We start from the raw sequence: 17,889 nt of genomic DNA on the forward strand, positions 1-17,889 counted from the left end.
AGTAGTTGCCTGTAGCAGTAGTCGCCTGTTGCCTGTGGTTGTTGATTGTTGATTGTTGATTGTTGGTTGTTGGTTGTTTGCACCAGAAGCCCCTCCGCTCCCCCGCACCCTCTCTTCCCCCGCTCCCTACACCCTACACCCTACACCCTACACCCTACACGACGGCGGCTTCCCCCGCCCCACACCCTACACTGATGGCGGCCCTACACCCCACGCCCCTACTCTTAAAAAATGTGGGGAAATTGACACTGTTTTTGTTCATAAAACCGAACTTTACTCTCCGTTAATTTCCGATATATTAAATGGCATAAACAAACGGATCGTAACAGTGATTAATTGAACTGGAGGTTAACACTATGAGACTCGCTCCTTATTCTCCCTTCCGTGAAATTGAAACCATGCAACGGCAAATAAACCGTTTGTTTGACAACCTAGTCGGTTTCACTGAAGATGGGTACAATACATCCTTTATTCCTGCCGCCGAAATTGAAGAAACCGAGCAAGCTTTGCATCTCAAACTGGAAGTTCCCGGACTAGAACCGAAGGATCTAAATGTAGAAGTTACCGCTGATGCCGTCAGCATTAGCGGCGAACGGAAATCCGAAACCCGTACAGAAGAACAAGGGATGGTTCGCAGTGAATTCCGCTATGGCAAATTCCAACGATTGATTCCGTTACCTACCCGAATTCAAAATAACAATGTTCAAGCGGAATATAAAGATGGAATTCTGCATCTGACCTTACCAAAAACTGAAGAAGAAAAGAACAAAGTAGTTAAGGTGACTATCCAATAATCCTCTAAGTTTATACCCCCGGCTGTTTTGCCAACCGCCGGGGGCTTTTTGTGTTTTCTGTGCTACTAAGTATCTAAGTATCGTGGTCTTAGTTCAGTGATATGAATCAGGAATTGTGCTGATTATTCTAGATGCTGATAAATATATTTACTCATAAATAAATTAAAATGATAAACTTAAGGATTTCTTCAGATTGTTTTTGACTTAAGTCAATTAAATATACTAGGCGGCTAATTTATACTAATGCTCTGGGTGAAAATCTATCCAGGGTTGATTTGGATCTATCGGATCTCGATCGCACCTTGAAAAAACTTACTAGAGCGATCGCCCTCTCAAAATTGCAAACCATAACTGAATTTGAAGCGAAAAAAATGACTACTTTATTTGATAAACTAGGTGGCAAAGCTGCCGTTGACCTCGCTGTAGATAAGTTTTATGAACGGGTTTTAAACGACGATCGCATTAAGCATTTCTTTGCCAATACAGATATGGCGAAACAGCGATCGCACCAGAAAGCATTTCTCACCTATGCCTTTGGTGGCAGCGCTCGATATGATGGGCGCTATATGCGAGAAGCCCATAAAGCCTTAGTAGAAGAAGAAGGTTTAAGTAGCGAACATTTTGATGCGGTGGCAGAAGACCTGATGGAAACCCTCAAAGAAATGGGGGTTTCTGATGAATTATTAGCAGAAGTTGCGGCGATCGCGGCTGCCCCACAACACAAAAAAGATGTCTTAAATCAGTAGGAATTAACTCGAATTTGTCTTAAATCAGTAGGGTGGGCAATTGCCCACCCTACTTGCTTTACTCTATTTCAAAATTTGAAAGCTGTAAACTTCCAATACTGGGCCAATCATGGCCATTGTCATCACATCATCTCGCACTTGAGCATCTATGGTGACTTTGAGGCCGCTTTGCAATAACTCCGAGGGAAGTTCATAAAGTTCATAGGTTTTGCCCTCGTCGCTTTTCAAAGCCCAAGTCCCAGTACCCATGTTAATTCGTTGAATGGTGCCGGTTACGGTGATATTCATGCTAGTTTTTCTTCTCCTTTCATGGCTAAACGCGCTAAGGAGAAACATAACAGGGCATTCACCAATAAGAATAGACGGGCGCCGATACCGCTACCGATCCACAATAATGTGGGCGGGTTGAATAATAAGGCGCTAACGGCTAAACAACTAGCAACGCCGAGGGTTGAACCGATCGCAAACCATTTCCAGTCTCGGTGTCCTAGCAGCAGGATGACTAAAACCAGGGGAATGGCGATACTGGCAAAAATTGGGTTCAGGGCGCTACTGCCACTAATGGCGGTGCCCAGTTCGGGGATGGAACTACCCATAATTCGCATGGGCCATTGAGGTAAATCAAAGATATAGAAGCCGCGCAGGACGAATAACCCGGAACTGCCAAAAACTAAGCCGGTAGCGAGGTTCCAGTTCCAAGCAAAGGGGAAATAGTTCCGTAAGAACCAAGCCAGCAAATAGGAACCGAGTACCATTGCCAGTTTCGGTAACAGTGCGTAAGCGCCACCATCAATCCAGAAACGCGGATTCAAATAACCGTTATCCCGCAGCCAGCGGAAGAAGTCCCGGAAGGTGATTTGGCCTTTGGTGGCGATCGCCACGGCATTGGCGGCATCCAGTTGTCCGGCCCCAAAGTGGTTTAAGGGGTCATCTTTAATTGCCCGCGCCGACTGTTTGAGAATGCCAGTGACTTGTTCTGGGTCATCCACTCCAGAGGCTTTGATTAATGCCGCAACTCCCGCAACGTGGGGGGATGCCATGCTGGTGCCTTGGAAATAAGCAAACATGGGCTGGCCGGTTTGGGGGTTAATGGTTTCTTGGAGAATGCCCCCGCTTTCGGTTTCTGAGGTATCGCCACCAGGGGCGGAAATGTCTACACCCGCGCCATAGTTGGAGTAGGGAGATTTGACGCCAGCAGCGTTGATGGCGGAAACCCCAATCACATGAGAGTAACGAGCGGGATAGGAAGCGCTGTTATCATTGGAGTTGCCAGCGGCGGCAACGACGACCACTCCTTTGCTGTGAGCGTAGGCGATCGCCTCTTTCATGGCTTGGCTTTCGCCCCCACCACCGAGACTCATGTTAATTACATCGGCGCCGTTATCGGCAGCAAATTTAATCGCTTCGGCGATATCGGCGATCGTGCCACCACCACCAGCACTGAGGACTTTTAACGGCATAATGTTGGCTTGGTAAGCAATACCGGCAACACCATAACCGTTGTTGGTGGTTTGGGCAATGGTTCCGGCTACGTGGGTGCCATGTCCGTTGTCATCATCGGCTACTTCGCGATCGTTCACGAAATCGTAGCCTTTGACAAATTTGGTATCTTTTAGGTCGGGAACGCGAGAAACCCCCGTGTCAATCACTGCCACGGTGACGCCTTCCCCTTTGGTGTCTTCCCAAGCTTTTTCTACGTTAATGCTGCGGAAATTCCACTGTTTGCTATAGTCGGGGTCGTTGGGACTTCCCAGGGTACTATAGATATAGTTTGGTTCTATATATTCGGTATATCTACCAATTTCCGATTTTTTCAGGCGATCAAAAAGTGTGCGATCGCCCTTCACGATATATAGATTATCTGCCTGAGAAAATTCACTATTTAAACGAGGCGCAAGCTGATACTCTTGAGTGAGTATGCTAAGTTTTTTGTCAATTTGGCTGGGAGAAATATCTTCACGAAAATCCAAGACAATGGACTCGTAAGCGCCTTGGGCCGCCAATCCCTGAAAGGAGGCGATCGCCCAAATTAGCCCAACCAAAAATAAACCGAGCAAGAAAAATTTTTTCATCGTCAAAATTTGGTGTAGAGCCTGTGTTTCTACCAGGATAGCTCATCGAGAGTGGAGATGTGGGGTGTGGTGGGGTATGGGGTGTAGGGTGTGGGGTGTCGAAGCGGATGTGGGCAACGGTATTGTTGACTATTTTATTTTGGAATAGCGATGGGCAACGGATGGGATGACTGATCGGATAACGGATGGGCAAGAGATGAAAGGGCGATCGCTTATTGACCCTTAATTCAACCGTCCCCCTGGAGTGACATTGATATGTTAATATTTATTAATAATTTATTAAGAAATCGCCTCTGAAAAATTAAGGATTAATTCCAATTCTTCTCCGTAAAAACTCGTAAATTGCTGGTTTTTTGATGCGATCTGGGAGTTTTTGTGCAATTCAATTTGGTAGGGTATATCAGTAATTTTACGCTTTTTTTTCAATTTTTAATATAATTAAAACATGATTTTAATATCTTACAGTATTTTTTTCTATTAATTTAATAAATTAATGCATTAAATTATTCAGTTTTTATTGCTAAGTATCCTGAATAATTTATGATAATTTTCTGTATCAAAAATATACAAAAAAAATATATTTATCCGTAAAAATATGTAAAAATTTCGCAGGAAAATAAAAAACAATCGATATCCCTGAGTCAATCGGCGGCTAGAACGCCGATTGAATGAACGATCTGGGGCAATATTGGTAGGTTCGGAAAGTGAGCGATCGCTGTATCCCGGTCATTTTAGCTCAGTTGTGGCTCATTGCGGTTCAATTTTAGATCACTTGGGTTCAATTTTTCCTGAGTTTTAGATCAGTTTGCCTCTCAAATATCTCTATTTCAGCGACAAAAGTGATCTGACAATTTTACGGAAGATAACCAATACTTAAATCAACAAATTTGGACATTCGTCCCGGGTTTCTAGCAAGATTTTGGCTTAGTCACCAAGACTTTTCTAAGAAACCCGGTTTCTAATCTCCCTCGCGATCGCCGACTTCACTGCTGCTGGTGGCCAAAAAGATGCGATCGGTCGGGCAGATTATCTCACTTATAAAAGCCTTACTATTGTATATGTTAATGCCGATAGCTGGATTAAGAACGCCGCGAATGATGAACTATTGGCAATGCTTTCCGGGGTTAATGCCAATCAGATTAATCTTTCTCACTTTCAATTTATTTATCACTTAAGTAAGATAACGACTGAACCACAGAGACACAGAGGACACAGAGGATATCTCCTTTGTGTTCTCTGTGTCTCTGTGGTGAAATTTTTGGCAGGGGATTGGCAGCGAATAAAAAGGCGATCGCAAAAAACCACTCTACTTTGTGCTCTTTGTGTCTTTGTGGTGAAATTAACCTTACGGCTGTATCGACAAATATTTTTTCATTATGGGTATGCTTCTCGCTTCGGGGTTCCGTGAATATAATGGTCATGCTGGTGGGCTAAATCTTCAATGCCCGTATCTACTTGGCAATCTGCTAATATTTGATTGAGTTCTTCCCAATCAGAACCCTCCAAATCTTCTGAGGGATTCTCTTGTTCCACGAATGTAATGATGACTTGCTGCCCTTCTTTGGCTGCGATCGCCTCTAATGGATGAACTACGCCGTTATTAAATGTGCCTTTAACTGAAACCATAAATAACTCCATTTTTGATGATTATATAACATTATAAACCACAAAGGCACAAAGAACACAGAGGAGATTTCTTTGTGTTCTTTGTGCCTTTGTGGTGAGATTAATTATCTGGGTCAATGCCATGCGATCGCAGCAATTCTTCTAAACGCTGGGATTTTTGCCGTTCTGCTTCAAAATTTGCTTGGGCTTGTTCCGTTGGTGTTAAAATCCAATTACCTTGGGCATCATACCAACGCAACCAAACGCGATTAAGTCCTTCATATTCTCCCGACCACAAACCCAAACCTAATTCTAATTGAGGCATCCAAATTCTGGGTTCTTTTAACTCGATTTCCTGATAAAACCCAGCCCGGATTTCAAAGGCTTTTAATGTATCCGTATAGCGATCGAATACGATATAATAAGGAACCTTCAAAATTTGCTCGTAAACTTCCCATTTTGTCGGGGGTTGATTGCTTAATCTCGTACTTCTGCCTAAGTCTTCTTTTTCCGTTCCGGGTGATAGTAATTCTACCACCACCGTCGGGGCAACCACTTCTTGCCAAATCACATAACTTAACCGTAAATCCTTTTCGTCATAAAGCCGTGACACCCCGACCACTCCAAACCAGTCTGGTCGTTTATACCAAGAATGGTGTCGCCCATCATAATAAAGGTTCATATCACTACCGCAAAACACTTTTTCTGCTGGGTAGTTGGGGGGGCGAAAAGTTACGCGCAAAAGTTCGGGTTGAAAGTCATGGAATTCGTCAGGCAAACCAGGTTCCTCCGGGTTTTCACTAGGTAAGTCATACATGGTGGGCAGGGTTTCTCTCGGAGAAACAGGAGTTTCTCTTTGTTCTATCGGGTATTTAAATTGTTTAAGTTGCATTTTGCTTCGACAACCGTTTATTATCTATAATAATTCAATTATAACGCAAAACAAAAAATGTGCGTTTGGTTTTTTCAGGTAAAAATCTATGATGACTAAACATTCCGATCTAAGAAAATCCGTAGAGATATTAGATGGAGGAACGGGAGAAGAATTACAACGGCTGGGACTGCCGGACGATCGCAAAATTTGGTCTGCCCGTGCCCTAGTAGACCAGCAATATCACGATTTAGTGCGGCGCGTTCATCAAAATTTTATTCGGGCAGGGGCGCTTTATATTACTACTAATAATTATGCGGTGACTCCTAACTGTGGATTAGCCGATCGCCTGGAAGAATTAACCAGATTGGCGGGTCATTTAGCGGTGGAAGCTAGAGATAAATGTCACCAAGAAGGATATCTAAGAGTGAAAATTTGTGGTTGTCTACCTCCGCTGGGAGAAAGTTACCGCCCCGACCTGATTTTACCCAAAGAAATTTCCCTGGATTACTATCGCCGCATTGCGCTGAGTTTACTGCCTTTTGTGGATATTTATCTGGCGGAAACTATGTCTTGTTTGGCAGAAGCAAGCTGGGCATTAACAGCGGCAAATTCAGTCAGTCCAGATATGCCTTTATGGGTGTCTTGGACAGTGCAAAAAGATGGCTGTTTGCGAAGTGGAGAACCGGCAACAGAGGCGATTCGTTCTTTACTGAAATTACCCGGAATTGAGGGAAGACTAAAGGCGATCGCGTTTAACTGTAGCGAACCGGAATCAATCACATTAACCTTGCAATCTATTCATGGCGATCGCGCCTTAACCGAAGATTTACAACAGCGCGGAATTCAATTAGGGGCTTATGGGAATCGGTTAGTTCCAGTAGAGGCAAATTTTGAATTAGCCAAAAGTGAATCTGCTGCCCCAACCAGAGAGGATATCACCGAAAAAGTTTACACTAATTTTGCCTTAGAATGGGTGAAACTAGGGGCGCATTTTATTGGGGGCTGTTGTGGAGTCAGTCCCCAATATATTAAAAATTTATCCGATAGATTAATCTAGGGGGAAATTATTTAGGGTGGGCAAAAGCTCTTATTTTGCCCACGGTTATTTTATTCTAATTTCATTTGAGTAAATAAATCGATCGCCGATCGCCAAACTAAATATCCTTGACGGCTTAAATGTAGACCATCGGTGGTTAACTCTAACCGTAGATTTCCATTAGCATCGGCAAATAAAGGATGTAAATCTAGGAAATAAACATTTTCTTCCTCTGCGATCGCTTTTAGTTGACTGTTCATCTCGCGAATAGTCTCATTGGGAATTGCTAAGAGGCGATCGCGTCTTTCCCAAGTCGCATCTTCTGAACTGTGGGGTAAAATTGACTGCACCACCACTTGAGCATTAGGATGAGCCCAAAGAATATCGCGGATAATTAAACGGGAATTTTCCAGCACCGTTTCCGGTGACTCCCCGCGAATCAAGTCATTAATTCCAATCAAAACAAACACCGTTTCGGGATTAGTTTCATCCAGGATTTTTAATCGCTTCAATAAGCCCTGAGAAGTTTCTCCCGAAATCCCTTGATTCAGCCAAGTTTTACCCGGTGGCAATAACTCTGGAGGAAACCACAGAGTTATCGAATCCCCAGCTAAAATAAACAACCGTTCGGGCGGATTTTTCGCCACCGCTTTGGCTTCCCGGCCCAACTGGGCAACCCATTGGTCATAATTCCAGCGATGTTTTGGCCCTAACTGGAGTTGACTGGGGGATACCTTGATGCTTTCTAGGGTTTGTTCATTATTCAATTTGGCCGATTTTGACCAGTCAGCGGAAGATCCTGAGCCTTTTGCCAGCAGCAAACTGACCGTCAAAAGCAGCAACCCATTCGCTGCCAAGGATAATAAAGCCCAAGACGGAATTTTATTCAAGGACGTGAATATGCTAATTGTTTGGAGTTTGCCTGGTTCCACCGTTTAATTTATCTGCTTATGGGGTGAAGACTTTGCCCACAGGTTATCACATCTGATTGCTAATTGGCTTGGTGGTGTTCCTCTGCTTTTTATCAGTCTTACAGGGTACATTCACAGGGTCATTCACAGAGTCATTGGCAAAATCATTGGCAAAATCAAGGCAACCAGGGGATCCCCTCTAAGTTTATTCGATATCCTGGGTCAGTCTTATCTTAGGGAAAAATCGAGAAAATGATGTCTGGGTGGTTTTTGCCCAGACCATCTATTTTTGAAATCCGGCTATTCTGGGTTATTTCTAGGGAGCATTTCACATAGATGCCTATTTTTACGGTCAATTAACCAGAGAAAAATTAACTCGCCGCACCATTCCCATACCCATCGTAGTTTTGCGTCCCAAACCGGCATATAAAGCAAAATCCGCCAAGGCATTTAGTTGTTTAATTGCAGTGGGTTCAACCTCTCCCAAAATTCGGAAACTAATCTCCCCAATACAGCCGATAAAAGTGCTCCGAGAATCCCCCACTACTTCGGTACGAATATTAAAAAAACTGGGAAAAATCATCCCTAACAAATCAGGGGAAAACTCTATGCCACTGTATTTATTCCAGCGGTGCAGCAAACTATTAAAGACACAATCCCTGGTTGGCAAAGAGGCATCGTACTGTCCCTGACGAAAAGAGGTCGGTGTGGCAATGGTAAAAGCCAGTTGGCGATCGCGATCGGAAGCCTTTTCATATAAAGTAGAATAAGAGCTAAAATTTGCCCAAGGTTGCTGAGGTTGCGCCGTGCCTAAAATACTGGTAATGTGTAAATCTGCTGGCCCTAAATGCCAAGAATGCTCTGGGTTTAAATTCAACCAAAGCTTAGTCAAGCGAGAAAACAATGTATCATCTAATAAAGAAATCCGCCACCAGCAACGAGTCCCCCCACTAATGCCTTGATGATACTCCCATTCTAACGAATCAATGCCGAATGCACTCCGCATTTTTCCGCTAATTTGTAAAGGACTGAGGGTGAAAGCTTTATCATTTTTTTGCTCATGGAGATAGTCGCCTAATTCTCGATCTCCCGCGCTGACCAAGGTGAGAAATAGGGCGTGTAAATGTCTGCCGGTGAGGTATTGGGGAGGAATCCAAGATTTAGGTTGGATGTTGAGGACAAGACTGTGAGGCATTGGCTTATTTTGGGTTGAAGATTTAGGGTTATTTTGGGTTATAAAAGGTAATTTTAGGGCGGCAATGGTGCGATCGCTCAATTTTAATTATTGTTAAACAATCAAAGGCTCGTCATCAGGAAGACGTACCGACTTACTTTTCATAGCCATTGCTAAAATTCCATAAATCCCAGGTAAAAATCTGTATTCTTTTTCCTTATCATTGCAAGACACTACAATGGGATAAGATCCGATTCCTTCTCGTCGCAGTTGATAAAAAACAGCAGCATTTGAAATAGGGGAAATAATGACTCCTGGTAGCAATATTTTTTCAAGTTTTTTAACTAAAGGAGTTGGTGCGATCGCACCTTCTAAGGTGCGACTAATTCGGCAATCTCGAAAAGCCGTTAATTTATTGAGTTCTTTACTCACAAATTCTGATTGATTTCCATAGTAGCGCAAACGAAAACTTAATTGATAAATTTTTTGAGCGCGATTAGTTATTTCAATGTAATCACCGTTTTGCCCAAATTCATAATATCGTAACAGATGAATTGGATCTAAAACAGTTTCTTCTGATTCATCAAGTAAAAAACCATGAGGATCGCGGATAGGCAGACTTTCAAACAAACTTGAGCGGAATTGAAACAGCGGTGCATAACTTGCTGCCCATATTTCCGCAAATTTTTTTAATTCTTTAGCTGCATTTAAATTGCTTTTAAATTCCTCTTCATAGTTTTCTATGGTAGCAATTCCTGTTTCAATTTCTTCGTATTCATGCGCGTAATGAAGTTGGATAAACTTTTTTACAAAAGCTTGTCCGCCTTTAATATATTTCCACTCTTCTTGTAGAGGTTTATCTCCTATTTTAACAATCTGCTCGGCGGCTCGCAAAATTTGCATCCGGTAACGATATTCTTTCCAACTACGTCCCCTTCCTAATGTTTCTTGCAAAGTTTCAAAAAGTTGAAAAATGACATCTTTGCCTGGTAGGTTTATAAGCATTTCTTCCATTTCTAATAAAGGGCGGGCAATTTCTAAAAATGATTCCGAACGCCAGTAAACATCAAGAAAAGGCTTATCAAGACATGATAAATTATTCAGAGTTTCTGTCAGTGCATCCCGTCCTTTAGAGCAATCAATATTGGTTAAACCTTGTTCCCAAGCAATTGCCGGTAAATAAGCGATCGCCTCTGAAGGAATATCGGTTTCAGACTTGCCCAAAACACGGCCAACTCTTCCTATTCTTTGCCAAAAAGCGGCGCGATCGCGGGCTGAAAAAATTAACCAGTCTAAATTTTGTCTTGTCGGTGCAGGGTTGCGTTCAAAGTTAAATCCTACATCTACGGTACTGGTTGCTAAAATAATTTGACACTGCATTGCTCGCTGTCTATCTGGTTTTGGTGCAGGGCCGGTGATTCTTCCGGTCACATTGCCAAAACCTTTTGTTTGTAGTAATTTAGACAGCAAATTGATATTATCCAAAGAGTCAAGAATAACAGCGCCATTTTGTTTCGGTTGCTCTTTTAAGCGTTTAATGATCTCATTGGCTAATTGGTTCATCCACTGATTTTTATCATATGGTTGTGGGCGCAATTCTAAATTAACTGCTGTTTGGGAGGGTAATAAATTTTCCTGGCCTGTTTCCCCATCAATGCGAGCAATTTTTAAACCCTTTTTTTGTAAACTTTGCATTGCTGCTTCACAGGCTTTTTCTGGGGTTGCTGTCAATAAAACGATTTTGCGTCCGTTTTGGAAAAAACCAAAAATTAGCGAATATGCCAGATAAAACAATAATCCGACTAACTGCTTGGCATCATAAAGATGAAATTCATCAACAATCACAGTGCCAAAAGAAGTAAAAAAAGTTGATGCTAAGTTTACTTTATCTAGTCGGTTGTAACCAAAAAAAGTAGCGTAATAAAAAATATCCGGGTTGATGACTAACAAAACCGGCTGGTTGGGGCTAACATCATCAAAAAATGTAGCAGGATTTCGCAACACATTGTACAGCTTTTCCCCCGAACGTTTACCTACTCTGTCATCAGGCCATGATTTAATTTCTCTGGCAGTCACGGCTTTGACAAGATGAGGCAAACCAGCATCTTGCACAAATTTCTCGGCAGCTTCTTTTTGCTGTTCAACTAAGGCATTTGTCGGAGCAATATAGATAGCATTTTGAGAAGGATTATGCAGCACCACTGTTAAACCGGCTTTTGTTTTTCCCGTGCCAGTTGGCGCTAAATCAATAATAATATCTGCATCCCTCGCTTGTTCAAATACATCGACTTGATGTTGAAGTGCGTTTCCCATAAATGCCAGTTCATCAGGGAGTGAAAGGCAGTTTGGAATGCTGCGGGGTTCAAGTTGAATAGCTAAATTTTTAGCGGTCATTTGTTAGTTTCTCCACCACAAAAGTATAAATTTGCCGGTACTGTCAAGTCACCAATACGCCAAGCTTCACCGCGAAAATGCAAGTTTTTTAGCAAGGGTGCTGGTGGCATAGAGATTAAATCAAAAGACAAGATTTCTAAGCTAGGAGGTAAGTCAGCAAAGCTAAGATAAAAATCACTTTGATACTCACCCACCGGCAATAAACTAACCGGCAGTTCTTCCAAGACATTCACTTTGACTTTACTGGCAAATTTTCCTAAGCGAATATAATCCGGTAATTCGCAATCTCCTAACACCAAAGTTTTAAACTTATTCTGGCGTTCAATCATGCGAATTCGTCCGGTTTGAGGAAAATTGCTCGGTCTAAATGAATTAGGTTTTTTGCCTTGCCGTATCAAGGGTAAATCTTCCCGTGCGGTGGCAACTCGGTTATTAGTCATCGAATACCAATAGCTATCAGAAAGAGCGTTAAATCTTTCAAACCGAAATGTTACTTTACCGTTGCTTGGGGATGCCGGTAACACATAACAAGTTTGACTTACGGGTTGCAAATCTTCCCTATAAGTTGGTCTTCCTGTGGCTGTACCTTGGAGGCGATAGGGAGAATTTACCCAACCCATTGCATAGGCTAAAGCATAATTCCCGATCGCCCCTTCAGTGTAATAGGTATCTGACAACTCCCTAGAGGCAAAAAACACCGGTTCTGCACACCATAATTCAATAAGTTTTGCCTGCCCAAAAGGAAGTGTAGACATAAATTAACTCTCTGTTTCTACCGTGTTTTTCTTGCTTTTACCTTTGCCGCCTTTGCCGGCTTTTTTATCTTCAGACGCAACTCGGAATGGTTCATAAGAATCACTTAAACGCTTGAGAAAAGCATCTCGCTGATTTTCTGACCAATGATTATCAACATCGGCAATTAATGCGGCTAATTCTTCGTCTGATAACTGCATAGAAACTCCGCGCCGATTTTGCCAATGTGAAATAACTTCTTTAGTAGCAGAAATAAGAGTATCCGTATTGAAGGGATGCTCTAAAGGCTTCGGCAACGTATCATAAAGTGCTTGGACTAATTCTAAAGAACTTGGCAATTCTACTCGACCGGCAAACACTCCTAATATCTGATTTTCCATCCGTCCAACTCGACTGGAAACAGCGCCATAACGAGTGGTTGATAAAATGTTGCCAATCACATAACGCAACTCATCAGCCGTAATATCTTTTAGCGTCACAACATCCAGAAAATGAACGCCTGGTTTAATGTATTCACTGGTGTTTAAAGCAGTAGATGCCTTTGTCTCTTCTTCTCGCTTCAGACGCATTGTGCCATTTTCATAGATAGCGTTAATCGTGCGATCGCCCAGCACATCGGTTGCCGGTAGCACACTGAAAGCATCCTCTGTCCAAATGCGGCTTTTTTGAGCACCCCCACCACCGGCAGCAAAACCGTAAAGGAAACAATCAACACACATTTCACAGGGAGAATTCGTGTTTAAAGAACACACCGACCCATCTTTACTGGTGTATAAAAGTTCGTGGGAGCGTAAAAATTCGCGTCCATACCGACGTTCTGGTGCAACTTGCTTGCGTTTTGTCATTACCAAGCGTTGAATCGAACTTTGATCCTGCACACCGGCTTGCACAAATTCACTACACATTGGCTCGCCAGAACCTTCTGTGCGAAAAATAGTTTCAGATTTTGTTGTCCTCAAAACCACCAAACCAATAAACCGGCCTTTGGGAAAATTTTCGTAACTTTGAGCGAGAAAAGCATTGAGTTTTTCAACAGACATGGGGTAATCTCCTAATTAAATAGACGCAGTATTTTCGTTATATTTTTCATCTTTCTTTGGCTTGGGTAGCTGTTGATAAGCTTCTTGCCAGAAAAATAAATAAGCGGCTTCTAAGTTGTTTTGATCTGAAAGAAGTTTCTCAGGCCGGCCTTGATAAACTTCTTCATAGAGCTTACGCAAAACTGCGTAATATTGCTTTATTTGCTCATACTTGGTTTCCCCTACTTGATAATCACGGATACGGTCTAAACGAGTGTGATACTTTTGTGCTAAAGCCGCGAACATAAAATCTAAATCCATGTAAGATTTATGAGAACGAACCGCAGCCGTAAAAGCTGTAAAAGGCTCTGCTAAAGACGTGCGTTTGAAAGAACTTCCCTTGAGATGTGCTTCAGCCGCAATTTTTGCCGCCTCTTTGAGATATTGCGTTAAAAGCGTATTTTCATTTGGCATAAGGCTCTCCAGTAAAGTGTTTAAGGGTTCTTTAATCTGCTTCCAGTTGTACTCCAAATTCGGATCATCTTGTTCGCGCAAAATCCAGCGCAACAACACATAATAAAGTCGGAAAGATTGTGTAGTTGCCCGTGCTAAATCGTACAAACAATCATCAGCTTTTTGGATAGTAGAAACAGCCGTTGCAAGTTTTCCTATGCACCGAAGTCGCTTAAGAATGTCCTCAGCATCACTGCGATTATATTGTCCTGTTGTAAGTAAAGATTGATCAGCATCACTGCGATTATATTGTCCTGTTGTAAGTAAAGATTGAAGGGAGGCCGGTATTCCTTCTACTCGTGCAAAACTATCTTCAGATAATTCTACCTCCAAATTACCACTAAGTGTAAAAGGAAAACCAAATTCTAAAGATAAGGAAAGTTCTAAAGCTAATCGCAAGGACTTAAGTAAAGCCATAGACGAATTAGCATCACCCCATAGCAAAGGAATGACAACTCTTGTGTAGATAAAATTAGGCCGTTTAGGAAAGGCAAAACCCACAACTTTGTTAGCTGTAAATTCCAGTTCATTATCTTTATAAAGCTTAAGTTCATTAACCGTAACAACACCTCCATCTGCATTTGTTGCAGCAAGTTTTTGCAAAAATTCTCGCCAAATTCGCAACAATTCAGGAGAAGAGTTTTTTGGTAAAGCCAAGTGCAAATAAAGCGGATTTTCTTTAACTTTACCCGGAAAATTTGCACCTACAGCCATAAGCTGATAAGATAATGCCGCTAAAGAATCTGCTTGTCGTTTTGGTTCAGCACTGATTCCCCCAGGCAAGCGGTTAGAAAAAACTTGTACTTTTGTCCCCGGTGGCATACTGTTAGAACTTAGGTCATCAGTTTCGCCAAAAGTTGATCCAAGAGAACAACGTTTGCGGGGGTTTGGTTCAATATATGCCATCAAATATTCAATGCCATTTAAAGCACCGCTATTCGGTAAACTCAAAAGTCTAGCAACAGCCGCCACCATTTCTTCTGAAGCTTCAGAGGTCTCAGATTTTTGCGAATTTTCTTTTCTCAATTCAAAAGATTCGCGCAAAGCTGATTCAATTCCCTCCAGTCCTCTCAGCGCAGCTTTAGCCGCAAATAAAGGCCGGCCATATTGAGCGTTAAAGCTTTCCAAGACGATTTTTTGCTGTTCTGAAATGCCCACTTTTTCAGCAATTTTTTCCCAGCGATTATTTGTCTTTAAACCGGCTTCTCCGTAGCTCAAATAAGCAGCTTTTAGCCCTTCGGCAATACCAAATTCTTCAGCATTGCTCACCGGCAATAACCCAACCTCCAGAGCTTTTTGTAATGCTTCTGTGCCTGCTTCTTCTCCCCATTTTTCCACATCATTGTTAATTTTGTCAAGTTTAAAACTGGCTTTTTTCTTTTCCAACAGCGCCAAAATATTGCTTACTACCTCATCAACATTTTGCTGGATAGCTTGCTGAGAAACTTTAATTCCATCTTTTGTTGCACGCACCAACTGTTCAATATTATTCCCAAAAACTTCATCAATTTTTGCTTGCCAGCGAGAAGCAATTTTTAAGGTCAAATCTTCCGAAGGCCAAGCCGAACCCTCAAAAATTACCCCATCAGGAAAAAGTGCCAAAGGAGTTAATTCATAATCCGCCAAAATTTCCTCGCAGGCACCCAGCAATAAAGCCGTGATATAACCCCGATCTTCCGAAAGTCTAATTCGGAAAAGATTACTACGCCGGCCAAAAGCAACTGTTAACTCATTTTTAACTTTCCGCAACCTTTCACTTTCTGGAATTCCTAAGTCAAATAAATCCGCCCCCGTCACCATTGCAGCCCAACGTTTAATGTTTGGATCTTCAGGAAAAAGTATTGCCCCATCGCTAACATTATGACCAGAATGGCGCTCAATTAGCCGCCTAACTAATTCTAAATCATCGTCATTTTTAACCAAATCTAAAACACAAGCTTCGTCTAATTGCTCTCGCAAAAATTGCCGATCTCTCGCTAAAACTTTAACTTTCCGTTCTTGCTTGTCTAATTTATTCAAGTCGTGAACAGCGGTTGCAGCTAAAATTAAACCGCGTTTATCTTCGGGGACTTTTGCGATTTTTGTAACCGTGAGAATAAATTGACAAGCCGAGTCTAAATGTTCAGCCAGAGTTCTTCCTATTCTGCTTCCATACTGATGATGGTGAGCATGGCGCAGATAAAGCTGAGGGCGAATTTTACTAAAATAACGCTCGCCTAAAGTTTTGGGAAGTGGGTTTAAAAGTCGGCGTTGGTTGTTCATAGATTAACTCTCCTATTCAAAAGTAAGTTAATGAGAGTCGGATAAGAGTATAAATGAGAACTTTTACTTACCTCTCAATATCGCTATAGCTAACGATTTCTCCTTCATCGCTAAGGACTGGTTCCGATCTCAAATCCTTGATTTCTTTTCTCCGTCGGCTAATCTCAGCCTGGTGGTAACGGATCTGATGCTCGTGGTATTCAATCTGATCCTCGTATTCAGCAATCTTGAGAGCGGTATGTGCGACTGAGTAGTTCACGATTAACCTCCTACAGGACGTTTTTCTACCTGCTCCCAGTATATATTATTTTTATGTCTAATGTCATGTAATAATTTTAAAAGCCAATCGTCTCCTTATGAGTTATAATAGGTTCTTGCCTCAGCGCCCGCCGAATCCCTCACAGGGATTGAAAGTAATGTCATGTAGAAAAACTGAGGCTTTTATTCAAGCAATCCCTTTCAGGGTTTATCGGCCAGAGGTTTACTCTGGCTTTTTTAGTGCCTAGATTTTTGTATCCACACTTAGCAAGCATGACCCCCACCGGCACAGCATCAGCAAGACGAGAAAATACTGGCTTCAAAGTAATACAGCAACTCATGGCTGGACATCCTCCCAGGCAGCTTGTACATTTACAATATAAACAAGTAAGCCAATTATGTCAATAGTGCAAGTATAAAAATTTTTAGCTATGCCCAGAAAAAAAGAAGCCCTAACCCTGTCGGTTCCCCCTGGAACCAAAGAAAAACTAGAGTCGATCGCCTCTAAACTCAAGATATTGTGGGGAAAAAAGCCCAGTGCATCTGGGCTAATCGTCGCGATCGCCGAGCAAACCGTGCAAGTAGGACAACCTTTTGCCCTCAGTACAGTGCAAGTACAATCTTTAAATCAAGCCATCAAAGCCCTAATCGATGCGGGTCACTTGGGAGACGCTCAAATCCTGACGACCCTGGCGATCGAACAGGGAAACCTCAGCCCCCAAGAACATCAAACCCTCATGCAGCAAGTCAGCCAGCCTAATCAAGCTTGGCGTGTCACCGTCGATGAGTATCGCCAAAATCAACAACCCTTTCATCTTCTTTATCGCAATGCTCAAGGGGAAAACCTTTCTTATACCGTGCGTTACGCCGAAATCAACTTTTATGAGAAACGGTTTTACTTGCAAATTTGGTGTGATGAAACCGAAGACATCAAAGACAGCAAAAACATCTCCTATGCCGAACTCAAACATAATCGCTGTCTGCGGTTCGATCGCATTCAAAGCATCCTACCCGCCACCGGCCATTGGCGCAGCGAAGGCTTAGATCACATAAAAGTGTATTTACACTTTTATCGGGGCATGGTCAAAGCTTATGAACCCAGAGTAGGGCAAGACATCAGCGACGAAACCACCGGCAACGTTCGCCAAGTGGTTCGCCGAGTCAATCACCCCTTCTGGCTAGTGCGAGAAGTCCTGCGTTATGGCCAAGATTGCATAGTCATATCTCCCGATAACGTCCGTGAAGAGGTTAAACAAGAGATTCTGGCCACTTGCCGCAACTACGATATTAAGCTCATGTAGGGGCAAAGCATGGGGACTGAAAAACCGGGTAACTTCGGCGAAACCCGGTTTTTTGGTTTGCACACAAAGCATGGGGCTTGAGAAACCGGGTTTCTGGCAAAAATCTGGGTTTGCAGGTAAAGATTATCGCCGAAACCCGGTTTCTTGGTCTGGAAGCGGCATTATACTGCTTTTAAA

General features: G+C 42.5%; 14 protein-coding genes. 4 read left to right on the top strand and 10 right to left on the bottom strand.

Annotation, left to right across the window (positions count from 1 at the left end):
• The first annotated feature begins 356 nt into the window (after positions 1-356).
• Together AM228_RS01570 and AM228_RS01575 are read left to right on the top strand one after the other, a co-directional pair.
• Positions 357-794, top strand: coding sequence for an Hsp20/alpha crystallin family protein (locus AM228_RS01570; RefSeq protein ID WP_054464348.1), 438 nt, complete (start codon positions 357-359; stop codon positions 792-794).
• A gap of 275 nt (positions 795-1,069) precedes the next feature.
• Entirely contained in the window at positions 1,070-1,540 is a 471-nt protein-coding gene (locus AM228_RS01575; protein ID WP_231636533.1) for a group 1 truncated hemoglobin, read from the top strand.
• Between the two features lie 63 nt (positions 1,541-1,603).
• Here the strand turns inward: AM228_RS01575 and AM228_RS01580 are convergent, their stop codons facing one another.
• From AM228_RS01580 to AM228_RS01595, 4 genes are all read right to left on the bottom strand, one after another.
• The gene (locus AM228_RS01580; protein ID WP_054464349.1) at positions 1,604-1,828 is read right to left on the bottom strand and encodes a hypothetical protein; all 225 of its coding nucleotides are present in this window, start codon (positions 1,826-1,828) and stop codon (positions 1,604-1,606) included.
• Positions 1,825-3,612, bottom strand: a complete 1,788-nt coding sequence (locus tag AM228_RS01585; protein WP_054464350.1) for a S8 family peptidase — start codon at positions 3,610-3,612, stop codon at positions 1,825-1,827. The genes AM228_RS01580 and AM228_RS01585 overlap by 4 nt, the downstream gene beginning before the upstream one ends.
• Before the next feature lie 1,374 nt (positions 3,613-4,986).
• The gene (locus AM228_RS01590; protein ID WP_054464503.1) at positions 4,987-5,238 is read right to left on the bottom strand and encodes a hypothetical protein; all 252 of its coding nucleotides are present in this window, start codon (positions 5,236-5,238) and stop codon (positions 4,987-4,989) included.
• Positions 5,239-5,338: 100 nt separating this feature from the next.
• Positions 5,339-6,109, bottom strand: coding sequence for a Uma2 family endonuclease (locus AM228_RS01595; RefSeq protein ID WP_054464351.1), 771 nt, complete (start codon positions 6,107-6,109; stop codon positions 5,339-5,341).
• A gap of 88 nt (positions 6,110-6,197) precedes the next feature.
• Between AM228_RS01595 and AM228_RS01600 the strand changes: the two genes are divergently transcribed.
• Positions 6,198-7,148 (top strand): homocysteine S-methyltransferase family protein, encoded by a 951-nt coding sequence (locus AM228_RS01600; RefSeq protein ID WP_082348702.1) that lies wholly within the window; start codon positions 6,198-6,200, stop codon positions 7,146-7,148.
• 50 nt (positions 7,149-7,198) lie between these two features.
• Here AM228_RS01600 and AM228_RS01605 read toward each other — a convergent pair whose 3' ends face one another.
• The 6 genes from AM228_RS01605 to AM228_RS01630 form a co-directional block, all read right to left on the bottom strand.
• Entirely contained in the window at positions 7,199-8,017 is an 819-nt protein-coding gene (locus AM228_RS01605; RefSeq protein WP_369817657.1) for an SGNH/GDSL hydrolase family protein, read from the bottom strand.
• Between the two features lie 373 nt (positions 8,018-8,390).
• Positions 8,391-9,233 carry a CRISPR-associated endoribonuclease Cas6 gene (gene cas6 / locus AM228_RS01610; RefSeq protein ID WP_054464505.1) on the bottom strand — a complete coding sequence of 281 codons (843 nt, stop codon included), beginning with the start codon at positions 9,231-9,233 and terminating at the stop codon, positions 8,391-8,393.
• A 93-nt stretch (positions 9,234-9,326) separates the two neighbouring features.
• The gene (cas3, locus tag AM228_RS01615; RefSeq protein WP_054464353.1) at positions 9,327-11,606 is read right to left on the bottom strand and encodes a type I-D CRISPR-associated helicase Cas3'; all 2,280 of its coding nucleotides are present in this window, start codon (positions 11,604-11,606) and stop codon (positions 9,327-9,329) included.
• Entirely contained in the window at positions 11,603-12,361 is a 759-nt protein-coding gene (gene cas5d / locus AM228_RS01620; protein ID WP_054464354.1) for a type I-D CRISPR-associated protein Cas5/Csc1, read from the bottom strand. Before cas5d ends, cas3 begins: the two co-directional genes overlap by 4 nt.
• A 3-nt stretch (positions 12,362-12,364) precedes the next feature.
• Positions 12,365-13,399 (bottom strand): type I-D CRISPR-associated protein Cas7/Csc2, encoded by a 1,035-nt coding sequence (gene cas7d / locus AM228_RS01625; RefSeq protein ID WP_054464355.1) that lies wholly within the window; start codon positions 13,397-13,399, stop codon positions 12,365-12,367.
• A 15-nt stretch (positions 13,400-13,414) separates the two neighbouring features.
• Entirely contained in the window at positions 13,415-16,153 is a 2,739-nt protein-coding gene (locus AM228_RS01630; RefSeq protein ID WP_054464356.1) for a CRISPR-associated protein Csc3, read from the bottom strand.
• Positions 16,154-16,842: 689 nt separating this feature from the next.
• Here AM228_RS01630 and AM228_RS01640 point away from each other — a divergent pair.
• Positions 16,843-17,712: a YafY family protein gene (locus AM228_RS01640; RefSeq protein ID WP_054464358.1), complete on the top strand. Its 870-nt coding sequence runs from the start codon at positions 16,843-16,845 to the stop codon at positions 17,710-17,712.
• Positions 17,713-17,889: the final 177 nt, after the last annotated feature.

It is taken from the genome of Planktothricoides sp. SR001 (genome assembly GCF_001276715.1).
Classification (GTDB): Bacteria; Cyanobacteriota; Cyanobacteriia; order Cyanobacteriales; family Laspinemataceae; genus Planktothricoides; species Planktothricoides raciborskii.